Source organism: Streptomyces sp. NPDC104381 (genome assembly GCF_055583745.1).
Window position 1 is genome coordinate 390,360 of record NZ_JBVJNK010000002.1, and the last position, 13,267, is coordinate 403,626.

The 13,267-nt window shown below is 72.7% G+C and carries 4 protein-coding genes; 3 read left to right on the plus strand and 1 reads right to left on the minus strand.

Annotated features, from left to right (window positions below; translation table 11 throughout):
* Positions 1-454 precede the first annotated feature (454 nt).
* From ACZ607_RS06745 to ACZ607_RS06755, 3 genes are read left to right on the plus strand one after another with little or no spacing between them, the layout of a single operon-like run.
* Positions 455-820: a hypothetical protein gene (locus tag ACZ607_RS06745; RefSeq protein WP_469732455.1), complete on the plus strand. Its 366-nt coding sequence runs from the start codon at positions 455-457 to the stop codon at positions 818-820.
* Positions 821-11,890, plus strand: a complete 11,070-nt coding sequence (locus tag ACZ607_RS06750; RefSeq protein ID WP_469732457.1) for a WXG100-like domain-containing protein — start codon at positions 821-823, stop codon at positions 11,888-11,890.
* Positions 11,856-12,434 (plus strand): putative immunity protein, encoded by a 579-nt coding sequence (locus tag ACZ607_RS06755; RefSeq protein ID WP_469732459.1) that lies wholly within the window; start codon positions 11,856-11,858, stop codon positions 12,432-12,434. The genes ACZ607_RS06750 and ACZ607_RS06755 overlap by 35 nt, the downstream gene beginning before the upstream one ends.
* 118 nt (positions 12,435-12,552) lie before the next feature.
* On the opposite strand, the gene ACZ607_RS06760 is transcribed toward ACZ607_RS06755, so the two are convergent.
* The gene (locus ACZ607_RS06760; RefSeq protein ID WP_469732460.1) at positions 12,553-13,239 is read right to left on the minus strand and encodes a hypothetical protein; all 687 of its coding nucleotides are present in this window, start codon (positions 13,237-13,239) and stop codon (positions 12,553-12,555) included.
* Positions 13,240-13,267 lie beyond the last annotated feature (28 nt).

The following is a 13,267-nucleotide window of genomic DNA, read 5'->3' on the forward strand; positions in this document are numbered from 1 at the left end:
CGGGGGCGTATCGGGCCCAGGTTCCTCCAGCTTCGGTGACCAGTCGGGTGTCGGTCTTGTCGTGGTAACCGAGGGCCGTCGCGATGACGGGGCCGGCGGCCGGGGAAGAGTCACTGCATAGACGGGTGCGAGGCAAGCATGGACCGGGAGTGGTGAACGGCCGGACAACGGTCAGGGGCGCGGCCGTGAATGCTGGCGGAGGGTACGCCTCCCCGCCTGCCTGAGCGCCCCGGGAGGCAGGTCTGCGTGCTTACGATCCGTCGGACCAACACCTCGGGCAGCGGCGTCTGTTCGGGCGTACACGGCTCCAGGAGAGAGGCCCCATGACCGTCACACAGATGGCCGGACCATGCCGCCCGCCCTTCCGTGCTCCCGCCCCGGCAATCGGCCTCACCGTCCCCGCCGCCGCCCCCGCGGCCGGTCCGCGGCCGGTCCAGGAGCAGGGCGTCCGGGGATGAGCGGGGTGTACGAGGCGGACCCGGGCGGTCTGCGGCACAGTGTCGAGGAGATGAAGAGCCTGCCCCTGCTGGCGAAGCGGATGGTGCAGGACTTCCGGCACCAGGAGGGCGCCTACACGGCCTGGCCCGGCTGGACGGACGACTTCGCTCTCCAGGTGCGTCCGCGGTACCAGCGGAGCAACACGTACTGCGCCGACGTCGTCCAGGGACTGTACGAGGCGCTGGACGCGCTGGTCTCGGCGACGCTCGCCAACCTGGACAGCATCGAGAGCACCCGCACCGACGCCACCGAACAGATCGAGGCCCACGGCAGAAGTAGGTACGAGGGCTCCCAGGGTCAAGGCGGGCAGGGGAAGCACTGAGTGCGGGAGATCGATTTCCCCGAGGACGTCAGGAAGATGCTCTGGGTCCTGCTCGGCGAGATGCCGTTGCAGGCCAGGGAGAACCTGGCCTGGAACAGCCGTGACCTCTACCTCGACCTGGCGAAACGGGTCGTCGAACTGCGGGGCGCCATACAGCAGTCCGTGCGCAACGCCGGCCACGCGCTTCCGGAGGACGTCGCACGCGGGTACACCCAGGGGCTGTCCCTGCTGACGGGTGACGGAGGGGTCGACCGGCTCCAGGGGTTCGTCGATCAGCTGGACGACATGGCGCGCGGTCAGATCGACTACTCGATGAAGATCCAGGAGTCGAAGTGGGAGATCATCGCCGAAATCGTCATGCTCCTGATCGAGTTGGCCTTCCTGGCCGCCTTGGCGTTCTTCACGGGCGGCACCTCGATCTCCCAGATGGCACTGGCCCGGGCCCGCAGCAGGCTGGCACTGCTGATGATCATCGACCGGCTGCTGCGGATGACCCACCTCGCACCCGCGCTCAGCGAGGCCTTCGTCGAGGCGATCCAGACGCTGGCGGTCAAGCTCACCCAGATCGCGGTCAACCCGCCGGGCCGCAAACCGTCGGGCATCGACTGGGGTGACGTCGGCAAGGCGGCGGCCTTCGGTGCCCTCGGTGGTGTCTTCGGGAGCGTCTTCGGACACTTCTCGAACAATTTCAAGAGCTGGTTCAGAAACGGGGGCGGCGAGTACCTCGACCACCTGAAGACCGACTTCCCGAAGCGGAATCCCGTTCTGTCCAAGGGACTCAACGACGCGTATGACGTCCCGGCGGTCTTCGTCGTCTCGGGACTCAGCGAGACACTCGCGGAGGTGCTGGTCACCGGACTCTTCGACGGGACATGGGAGTTCAAGTGGGAGACCTTCGTGGGGTCCGGCACCAGCGGGGTGTTCGGCATGTACGCCGAGTCGGCGGTCGGCCATGGCGCACTCTGGCTGAACGACAAGTTCCTCGCTCCGCCGGTGGCTCCCGGCGGGCTCAATGATCCGCCGTGGAAGGGCGGTACCCCCGGCGACGGGCCGGGCGCGCGTACGGCGCCGTCCACGGGGCCCGGTGCCGGCCCCGGCACGGTCACGGGACGCGGCCTGCCCCTGACCACGACGCCGCCGGCCACCGTGACTCCTTCCCCGACGACGACTCCTCCGGCCACCGTGCCTCCCCCCGTGACCATGCCGCTGCCGGCCGTGCCGCCCGCGTTCCTGTCCCCGGCGCCCGAGCCACCACCGGCGGCCCCGTCCCCGCCCGCCACGGCGCCGGTAGCCCCCACGGCATCCGGCACGCCCACGACGCCCGCGCCGTCCACGTCTCTGACGTCGACACCGTTCGCGACGTCCTCACAGACGGTCGACGGGCCCGCTTCGACGCCCGCCCCCATGCCGTCGGACAGTGTCCGAAGCGGTCTGCCGGACACGCCCCTGCTCGGAAGTGGTGCGTCGGTGCCGTCCTGGGGCTCCGCGCCCGTTTCGCAGCGGGCCGTGCCGCCGCCGCTCTCCGAGTCACTTCTGCCCCCTCCGGAGTCCGTGAGCGACGACGACACGGAGGCCATCCTCGGCAGTGAGCCGTCGGGGGCGCCGGCCACCGTGCCGCACGTACCGGTGTCGTCCTCGCCCACCGCTTCACCGGACGCTTCTCCCCCGCCCGCGCGAAGAGCGCCTGGCGTGGACCGAACCGGCCCGGCCGATGAGCCGGGGCGGGAGCTCCCCGACCATTCCGGAACCACCGAAGCCGGAACCGCCGACGCCGGGACCGCCCCGTCCCCGGCCCTTCCCGCCACCCACGGGCCGGACACTCCCCCGGCCCCGTCGACCGCGTCCACACCGCCGTCGCCGGACATCCGGTCCGCAGAACGACAGGAGCCGTCCGATGCAGCGGCCCCGGCCGGCCTCGGAACGACGGAGAGTCCGGAGGCTCCCGGGCGCGGGGCCCTCGGGTCGCCCGCCTGGGAGGCGGCGCGTGCCGGTGCGGTGCCGGAGCCACGCTCGCACACCTGGGTCGATCCGCTGTCGGCGCCGCCCGACCCGCAACGGCCCGGGCACACGACCCAGTTCGTCGTGAGTTCGAAGTTCGACGTACGGCGCTTCGAGGTAGATGGCGAGCCGGTCACCGATCTGACCGTCCAGGTCGGCGTCGGACGTTCCGGCGGGCTGCCGGAGGGCGTCTGGGAGAAGGTCCTCAGCGGTGTCGAGACGGTGTTCAACGCCCCCGGCCACCGGCTGCCGAACGGGGACCTCCTGCACGTGACCGTGGAGCGCGTCGAAAGTGATCCGCACCCCAACGGTCTCGACGTCCACATCGTCGGCCGCGACCGGCAGATGACACGGTCCGCGTGGTGGGCGGACGCCGATCCCGTCGACTACGCCCACGAGATCTCGCACATGCTCGGCCTGCGTGACGAGTCCCGGCACGCGGTCGCACCGCACCGCCCGGACATCGGGGGAAGCCTTCTCGGGGACTACCGGCGCCCCGCACCCCAGGGGCTCGCCCAGGGCGGCCTGCGCGGGCGCCACCTGGACCTGATCGCGGCACACATAGGGGACCCACCCGCTGTCCGGCCCACCACCACCGGGTCGACCCCCGCGACACCGGCGCCCACCGCCGCCCCGGCCCCGATCACCGCCCCGGTCACCGCCCCCGCGTCCGCACCCGCGACGGCGACCACGTCCGTCACCGTGCCGCCCTCCGCATCGCGGCCGGCCACGGCGGGCCGCGCGCTCGGTGCCGAGCCGTACGCCCCCGTGCTCCCCGTCACCAGGCCGCCCGTCCTGGACCGGAGCCTGCCCCGCCCGCTCGGTGGGCGGCGGGAGCCGGTCGACTTCGGCAACGGCACCCGGATGCCCGCCTACATCGACGACGTCGGCGAACTCATCGGGGACGTGCCGCCCGACATCCTCCTCTCGCTGGTCTCCGGCGGCATGACCTTCGGACACAGCGACGTCGTGCTGCGCGGCACCGGGCAGGCGCTGGCCGAGATCAGCCGGGTGCTGGCGCAGGGAGGCGACACCGTGCGCCCCGCGCCGCCGGGGAAGGGCCGGTCGACCGGGTCGGCCCTGATGGACGACGTCACGTACGCGTTCACGCACGAGCCCAAGATGCTGGCCGGGGACGGGCGTGTCTTCCCGTACACGGCGCGGGACGGCGGTGTACGGAAGCTGGCGGTCACCGTGCGCCACTACGGCGACTGGGAGCAGTTCACCGATACGTACGGCAGTCCCGTGAAGGTGGACGGGATGCACCGCTCGGTCGCGGCGGCCGGGCAGAACAAGACCATGCAGTCGGTGACCCAGTTGGCGCTGGGCGGGCCCGTCGGGCCGGTGGGGGCTGCGGCCTTCAGCGGTTTCGGACGGATCGGTCTGCGACTCGGCCGGACCGACCGGGTGGGGTACGGGCAGACCGAACAGGGGACGACCCAGACGGAGACGCGTTCGCTGGACGGCTCCCGGGTCTACCTGGACCACGTCTACTACGAGCTGCGGGTGACCGACGCGGAGGGCCGGACCGTGACCGGCACCGCACCCGCCCTCCGCGGGTTCGCGGTGCGGGACGGGCTGTCCGTACGGCTGCCGGACAGTGTGACGAGCACCAAGGCCGCCCCCGGGCGCATCCCCCGCTCCATCGAGCTCGACCGGCAGTCGTCCTACCGGCTGGTCAGGACGGAGGGCTTTGGGCCGGTCTCCCGGATACGGGACTGGGCGGCGCAGGAGATCGGTGTGGCACCGGGCAGCACCGCCTACGGTGAACTGAACTCCTTCTTCTCCTCGTTGAGCTTCCAGCGGCAGAGCCCCGCCCTGTCGAGGGGCCGCGTCACCACCGTCCCGCTGTTCGCCGACGACAAGGCCCGCACGCCCCTGGGTGTCTTCGTCGTCGACGTCGTGCCGGGCCGGGCGACGCTGATCACGGAGACCGCCGACGCCGAGATGCGCGACATCAACACCCTGACCGTGCGCAACGACCGGAGTCTCCAGAAGACGGGGGCGGTCGGCATCGACGGGGTAGCGGGCCCGGCCTTCAACCTCTTCGACCTGGCGGACAGCGCCCTCAATCTCCGGCTCCAGTTCGGCGGGGCGTTCCGCTATCTCTTCTCGGTGTCGCGGACCGCGGGACTGGGCGGATCGGGGGCGATCAAGTCGGCCGGCCAGGTCAAGGGCGACCTCACCGGCCTCTATCTGGTCCGCAGGACGGTCCACGTCCAGCTCAGCGGCAGCACCACCCCGCCCCGGCAGTTCCACACGTGGAGCGTCGACCGGATGACCCGTACGGAGGCACGGCGGCTGGCCGGCTGGGACGACGGGCTGCGGCGTGCGTCGCGGACGGGAGCGCCCGAGCCGTTCGCCCCCGCGTACCTGACCCGGGACCGGCCGCACACCCTGGGCATGCACCGGGTGGAGGAGTTCGCCTTCGACGACGGTACGAGGACGGGGCCGCCGGACCTCGCGGGACAGCGGCGCACCCTTCTGGACACCTTCGCCGACGAGGTGCTGACCGCGCTCGCGGCGGCGTATCCGGGGCTCGTCGCGCGGCTCGACCAGTTGGCGCCGCCGGAGCGCAGGACGTGGCGGGAGCGGACGGCGGCCCTGCTGGGCCCGTCCGGGTCGTCCGCCGGCGCGCGCCCCCTGCCGTCGCGGTGGCGCGACGACGACACGTACCGCACGGCCCTGGCCAACACGCTCGAGGTGCTCACCGCCCTGTCGCACCGGAGCATGGCCGGGAATCTGGAGGCGCTGACCACGACCGGCATCCGGGTCCGCTTCGTCGAGCCGGGCCGGATCGGGCAGGGGCACCGCTACATATGGCTGCGCGGAGAGCTGACCAACCGTCGCTTCGAGGGTGTGCAGGACGACTTCAAGCTGCGCTACAGCTCGGTCGGTGTGGAGCGGGTCGACGGGCAGAAGAGCGCCAAGCGCCTCGGGGAAGCGGGTGTCGAGGGGCTGCTCGCGTTCCGCGACCCGATGGCGGACGACATCGGCGCCCCGCACAACGCGGGCGGGCCGAGCGCCGGTGTGCGCTGGGGGTGGCAGTCCGACGACGAGACCAGCTTCGGCGCGACGGCCACGTACGAGCCGATGACGGTGAGCGCCGGGCCTTCGCACCTCTACCGCTACGACCTCTCGCTGACCGTGGACCGCGGCGGGTACTGGCGCTTCCGCGGCCTGCTGCGCGGGGCCGCGACGCTGGGGCTGCTGGGGACCCAGCCGTTCGTCTTCCGGCAGCCGCTGGACCTGCTCATGGGGACCACGCCCGGCGGCCGTACGGTCGGTGGGGGCCCCCGGACCGGGCAGGTCCTCATCAGCATCCCGGGCTCGCACGCACCCGCCGTGGACCCGCACGGCCGGGGGGCGGTCAACCCCTACACGGCCGTCGCCGCGCAGCCGGTGCGCACACTGCGGCCCGACCGGGCACGGGCGCTGGCACTGGGCGATCTGTCCCGGCCCGGGAGCCTGGTGCGCGCCGCCGACCTGGTGGGCGAGGCGGGCCCGGTGACACCGGACGGCCGGGGTTCGCGGATGTTCCGGGAGCTGCAGAACCATCCGTTCCTGACCGTCGGTGTCGTGCCCTCCCCCGCGCTCGTCGCGGCGCTGGGGCAGGTCATGACCTCCGGGTCGGGCGGCGCGTGGCAGCTCACCGAGGAGGGCGCGCCCACCCGCGAGGCGGTGCTCCGGGCCTTCCAGGCCCAGTATCTGACGGCCAACTTCGACCAGAGTTCCGGGCCACTGGGCTGGAGTGCCTCGGGACTGATGGGGAAGGGCCCGTACGCCACCCTCTGGGCGACCTTCCGGCATCTGACGGCGGTGGACGGCGTCCGGGCGCTGACCGGAGCGGTGCCGATGGACACGGAGATGGTGCTCGGCGGCAGCGGTCAGTCGGCGGGCAAGCTCACCAGGACCCGCACCTTCTTCACCGGCGGGCAGATCGTCTACGCCCGCTCCCACGCGACCGGGCCCGGACTGCTCGGCACGTACGGCCTGGTCGCCTCCCCGTGGTCGACGGCCGACCAGACGAGCAGGACCGTGGCCCGCTCCTTCGTCCACGACATGAACCGCAAGGGCTTCGGCCACCAGGTACTCGTGTCGGGCACCGCCGAGCACTGGCTGGCGCTGACCTCCAGCCTGCTGGGCTCCGAAGCCGTGGGCAGGCCGCTGGTGCCCGACCGGCTGGCCGCGGCGGCCGGGCGGATGACGACCGTGCCCGGCGGCTGGCTGGCCCACGTACCGGAGAAGAGCGCCCACCTCGTGGGGCTGATCGAGGACGGCATGGGCGAGGTGCCGCGCTACACCCGGGCCCGCTGGTCCCCGCAGCCATGGCTCAGGGAGAACAACTTCGGTACGTACGCCGTCAACGCGCTGGACCCGTCGACGGTGCTCGCCGCGTTCGAACGGCAGGTGGCCACGCTCGGTCTCGACGACGCGGGCCGGGAGCGCGTACGCACCCTGGTCTCGTCACGGGTCCTGCGGTCCCTGGACAAGGAGCTGACGGGGGGCGGCGCGTCGGTTCCCGCCCGCACCGGGGCCTGGGGGTGGCACAGCATCCGCCTCGGCAGGCGGCAGATCCGTATCCGGGTCCAACTCGTGCCCGGTGAGGCGGCGTTCACGATGCTGGACCACAGCGTGGAGATGGAGGAGAACCGGCGGGCGATCGAGACCGTCACCGAGGGCGCGGAGTCCACGAAGGGCGCCGACTTCGGATACCTCGTCGGCGAGGCGGTGCACACGGAGAACTCCACGGCGGTCGCTGCGGGCCCCACCTTCACGGAGACCGGATCCGGCCGGAAATCCAGCGGCGAGAGCCGTACCGAATCCACCCTGACCGTGTTCCGGGTGGCCTCGACGGAACCGTACGCGGAGATCGCGACGCCCTACACCCTCCGGATCACGCTGGAGGCGGACGATCCGCCGCCGGAGGGACGGGGCACGGTACGTACCGGGTTCGACCAGTTCCGGGGCAAGCGCGTCCTCACCGAGGAGGGGCCCGCCGGGACCCTGCGGGAGCACGTCCCCCTGAGCCTGATGGCCCCCGACGCGGATCCGGGTACGGACCTGCTGGAGGCCCCGGACCTGACGGCGCTCGCCCCGCCCCGGCAGGACGTCTCGCCGTATGTGCTGGGGCCCGACACCCTGCACGGGGACGGTTCCCTGAAACCGTTCCGCTTCCCCGACACCGGCTTCGACGTGCGCCGGATCGTCGGTCTCGCCGACATCCAGGTCGCGAACACCTACGCGCTCGCCCTCTCGTACGACGCGGGGTTCTCCATGGACGGGCCCGACGCGCCCCGCCGGGCCCGGGACACCGGGCTGACCCGGCTCGGCACGGGATCCGCCCAGGCGCTGGAGGACGGAACCGGCAACGCCGCCCTGACGGCGTACTACCATCGGGCGACGACGCCGCAGGGGTACGGCATCCCGGGGCTGAGCGAGAAGAGCGTCGTCGGCGACGAAAGGGCCCAGCTCGACCTGTACGCCAAGCCCGACTTCAGCCGTGCCCGGCTGCTGACCGTCGCCGACGGCAAGAAGATGGAGATGCTCCGGCGGACCGGGGCCGGCGCCGCGGCGACCGTCGGCCGGGAGAACGCCCAGGACTCCGCGCTGGGGGCCGGTGTCCTGATCAGCTCCGACAAGACGGGGCTCCACCAGCTGGGCGGGTCGGGCACCGGCCCCTACGCCGCCGAAGGCGACGCGCTGCCCACCTCGGCGGACCAGCTGACCTCCATCAACACGAAGCCCAAGACGGGGCGGGTCTTCCTGTTCGCGGTCCCCACCTCCTGGCTGAGCGTCGCCGACGTACGACGGGGCGTCAAGGACACCCGTGTCGGGCGCTTCGTCGGCGGCACCTTCGGCCATGTCCGGCCCGGGCCGAAGGCGGTGAGTGCCCAGGCGTACGCCCTGGTCTGGGTCAGGGACGACGTCGCCAGGGAGCTCGGGCTGATCGACGACACCAACTTCCCCGCCCGGGTGGGCGCCGCGTGGGACGCCGTCGGCAGCGCGAGCAAGGCGTGGGTCGATGCCGACAAGGCGTACTGGAAGAAGCGACGGGCCGCGATCGGTCTGCGGGAGGAGCGGGACGCCGCACGGATCACCCTCGCCGGCGCGGAGAGGGCCGCCGAGGCGGACGGCCGGCGTCTGGCCGCGGCCGACCGGGCCGCCGAGGGGCCCCGCAACGCCCTGGCGGAGGCGACGGCCCACCGGAACGAGGTGCGGGAGCAGGTGGGGGCGGCCCGGACCGAACTCGACGCGTTCGTGGAGTCGGCCGGTGAAGTCGCCCACGACGGCTGGGCCGACCTGATGCGCGAGCAGATCACGGCGGCCCGTGGGTCGCTTGCCGCCTCCGAGGCGCGACTGCGGGCCGCCGAGGCACGGGTGGCCGCCCTGCGCGGGCCCGCGCAGGAGGCCGGCCGCGCTGTGCGCCGTGCCGAGGAGGCGGTGGCCGCCGCGGCGCTCCGGGTCGCGCCGGCGGCCCGCCGGCGCGACGCCGCCGTCACCGCCTTCGACAACCGGCGCGCCCTGCTCGACGCGCTGAGGACGACGGCGGAGACAGCGGCGGCGGAGTACCACCGGGTGCGGGCGGCGACCGACCAGCTCACCCGCTGGCACCAGGAAGCGGCCACCGCCGAGGGCCGGGCCCGCCTCGCGGGGCGGCCGGAGCCCCCCGCCGTCAGCCACCGGAAGCCGGCCGCCGCTCCACCGCCGCCCAGGCCGCCCGCCGCCACCCGGCCGCCGGTGTACACGAGGACCGGCACCGGCGAGGGCTCCCGGCTGACCTCGCCCGACCACGTCACGTACGCCGTGCACGATGTACCGGAGGACGGAAACGCCTTCCTGCACGCCCTGGTGGAGGGGCTGAGCAGGAGCGCGCCGGACCTGCTCACCGACCGGGGGGTGGACCTCGCGGACCGGCGGGCGGCGGTGGACACGGTGCGGCGGGCGCTCGCGGCCAGGCTCACGGACCCGTCGGACGCGGACCTGCTCGACGCTGTCGCCCCGGACGTCACCGACACCTTCAGCGACGCCGAGGCCACCGGGGCGGGGCTGCGGGGATCAGGGCCGCTCGGGGAGAACACTCCTGGCGGCCGCGAGTTCGACGGGCTCGGCGGCCTGATCCCGTACTCCGTGAACCTTGGTCCCGAAGCCCGGGCCGCGCTGGCCGTCGCCCAGTTGACGCGCCCGGGCGACATGGAGGGCGAGGCGGGCTGGGACCACGGGGCCGCGGACCTGCTGCCGGTGCTGGCCGCCCGGACGTTCGGCGTCGACATCACGGTCGTGGACGGCGAAGGGCGCTTCCAGGACTTCGGCCCGGGCCCGTCCGACCCCACCGGGCACCTGGCGGGCTCGCTGGACGTACGGGCGGGTGGCCCGAGACCGCGTGTGGTGCTGAGCCTGGTCGGCCGCCACTACCAACTCGCGGTACGGGAAGCGGCGGTGGAAGCGGCGGTGGAGGTGACGGACGAGCCCGGTGCGGAGACCGGGGCGCCGCTTCCGTCCGGCGCTGCTGCCAGGGGGCGGCCGGTGCGGGTTCCGGGCACCGGGGAGTGCCTCTTCTTCTCGCTGATCGCCAGCGACCCCGCTCATGTACGCAGCCGACTGCCCGGCCTGGCGGAGTCCCACCCCGACGCGTACGCCTGGCTGGGCGACGCGAGCGGCGTACGCGGGGACTTGAGCAGCCGAGCGGTGGTCAGGTCCGCGACCCGGTACGAGCCGGGCGGCCCGGAGACCGCCGTCGTCAGCGCGATGCGCGAGGCCGTCCGGACCTACCTGACAGCGAGCGAAGGCCGGCTGCCCCGCTCCGTCACCGGACAGCTGCGCCTGTCGACGGTGACGGAGTTCGGGCAGCGGATCGCGCGACTCCACCGAGCCGGGCTCGTCCTGCTGCTCGCGCACCACGGCGTGGACGCGGACACGCTGGCCGACCGGTCGGAGGCGGGCCTGCGCGCGGAGCTGGCCGCTGTGTACCCGACGAGTACGGCACCGCTGGACACCGTGGAGACCCACGCGGTCCTGGACGCCGTCTCCCATTGGGAGGACCGCTACATGACCGACGTCGGCGAGATCTTCCTGCCCCTGCTGGCCCACGCGTTCGAGGCCAGGATCGAGGTGGCGTGGAACGGCCGCCTGGCCGACACCCGCAGGGTCGGACCCAGCGGTGCCTCCCGGGTCATCGAGGTCCACTACAACGGCAGGGACCACTACGACGGAAGCACCGCGGAACCCACCGACCTGCTCGTCTTCGGCGAGCCCGTGGCTCCGAAACGCGTCAAGCCCGAGGAGCGGGACGCCGTCGGCGACGTACGGGTGAACCCGCTGTGGACACCCCTGGACGAGATCGACCCCGCCCTGCTGATCACCGGCAACAGGGACGCGGTCTGGATCTACACGGTGAACGCGGAGGGGCGGGTCCTGCTCGGCAGCGAACGGCCGAGCGCGATCGTCACGCCCGAGCAGTTCGAGGCGCTGCTCGCAGGCATGCGGCGGGTGACCCCGGACCTGACGGCGGACGAACTGCGGGACGACCTGGACGGGCTGGGGCACACGGGCATCGCGGCCCGCTTCGGGGAGTCAGGACGGTCGGACACCGGGATGAGCCGGATCTCCGGAGAGTTCCGGTGGAGTCAGGAGCTGGAGCGGTGGACGGTGAACGACAAGTCGGGCCGCTACATGAGCGGGGCCGTCCGGCCCGGTCTCGATCCGGCCGTGGCGGCGGGCTGGCTGGGAGAGGTGGCGGGACTCTTCACGGAACGGCTGGGCGTGCGGGTCGTGCCCGAACAGGTCAAGACCGCGTCCGCCGGTCCGCCCGGTGCTCCGCCTCCCCCACCGCCGCCCGTGGTGCCGGTCACGGGGATGGTGTCGCTCGCGGAACTCGCCGCCGTCGGGGTGACGCTGTCGCTGTCCCAGTCCACGCAGGCGGCGCTGCTCGGTGACAAACTCCCCGTGGCCGAACTGGGGCTGACCTCGGAACAGCACCGGCTGGTGCGGGTACAACGGGGTGAGCCCGACACATCGGCGCCCGCTCGATGGGAGAATGGGGTCCGTGACGACGATATCCGGGGACTTTGAACTGACCATGGATGAGCTGCGCGTCGTCGCCCACTACGTTCTGGAGAGCGCTGAGCAAGTTCTTCCTGTGTTCGAGGACGCCGACCCCGTCGACCCTCGGCCTCGTGCGGCCACCGACGCCGCACGGGAGTTCGTGAACGGCGCCCGAAGGACCAAACTTCAGCGCGTCACTTCCTTGGATGCCCACCGGGCGGCAAAGGACGCGACCACGGAGGCCGCACGGCTCGCTGCGCGCGCTGCTGGAGATGCCGCTGCTGCGGCCTACCTTCATCCGATCGCGAAAGCCACCCAGGTCGGTCACATCCTGAGAGCCGCCGCAAGCGCCGCGCGCATCGGAGAACTGGATGCGGACGACGATTCCGCCGTCGGGCTCCGGTTGATCGAGGAGGCTCGCCAACGCGCCACACCCGTTCTGATCGATGTACTGAACAGATACCCGCCGGCGCCGACCGGCAAGAGCCGTGTCGCACAGCTCATGACCATCCTGGACGCGTCCCTGCGCACGCCCCACCGAGCCGAGGGTCAGCTACTGCGCCGCAGCTGACCGTGACCCTCGCTCTGCGTTCGCCGACTGGAAGCCGGCGCCTCAGGCCCCCCGCTCCAGCTGCGTAGCCTGCGGCCCGGCGTACCGCGGCCCTGGGACGTGCGGGGGCCGCTCGCGGTCAGGGGGTCGCGGCGGAGACCACGTAGACGACCGGGGCCGCCGGGTCGGTCATGTTGACGGTGATGTTCTGGGTGGGGCGCGGGGACTTGTTCTTGTGGACCGTGCCCGCCCAGTCGACACCGGGACCGAAGTACCAGCCGGTGATCTTGATGTCCCGTTCGCCGATGGTGACCTTGCCGGTCTCCAGCGCGGCCCGGCCGGTGCCGGCGCCGCTCAGGAAGCGGTCGAGGCCGGCCGAGGTCGTACGGAACTTCACGTACATCCGGCTGGCCTTCCAGTTGTTCGTCTCGTAGTACTGGACGCCGATCGCGTTGCCCGGGATGGGCAGTTCGAAGATCCGGCGCTGCATGCCGGACGGCCAGTCCTCCCTCAGTCCCTGGGCGGACGCCTCGGCCTCCTTGTCCTTGCCGGAGCGGCGGCTCTGCCCGGCGGAGATCACCAGGTAGCCGGCCGGGATGCCGATGAGCAGCACGATGATGGTCAGGGTGATCAGGCGCCGTCTGACCACCCTGCGCCGGTCCTCCGGAGGCGCCCCGCCGCCGCTCCCGGAGGAACCCGAAGAACCCGAGGAGCCGGAGGAACCGGAGGAACCCGACGAGCCGGGCGGCCCGGACGGCCCCGCCCCCTCCGGGGAGCCGGACGTAGGGGGCTGGCGCGCCACGATGTGGTGCTCGGCTGCGGTCATGTTCGGTGATCCCTCGAAGCTGCGGTAC

Excerpts from the sequence above, each read along its gene's own strand:
- ACZ607_RS06745 (WP_469732455.1), top strand. The coding sequence starts at position 455 with ATGAGCGGGGTGTACGAGGCGGACCCGGGCGGTCTGCGGCACAGTGTC.
- ACZ607_RS06755 (WP_469732459.1), top strand. The coding sequence starts at position 11,856 with ATGGGGTCCGTGACGACGATATCCGGGGACTTTGAACTGACCATGGAT.
- ACZ607_RS06760 (WP_469732460.1), bottom strand. The coding sequence starts at position 13,239 with ATGACCGCAGCCGAGCACCACATCGTGGCGCGCCAGCCCCCTACGTCC.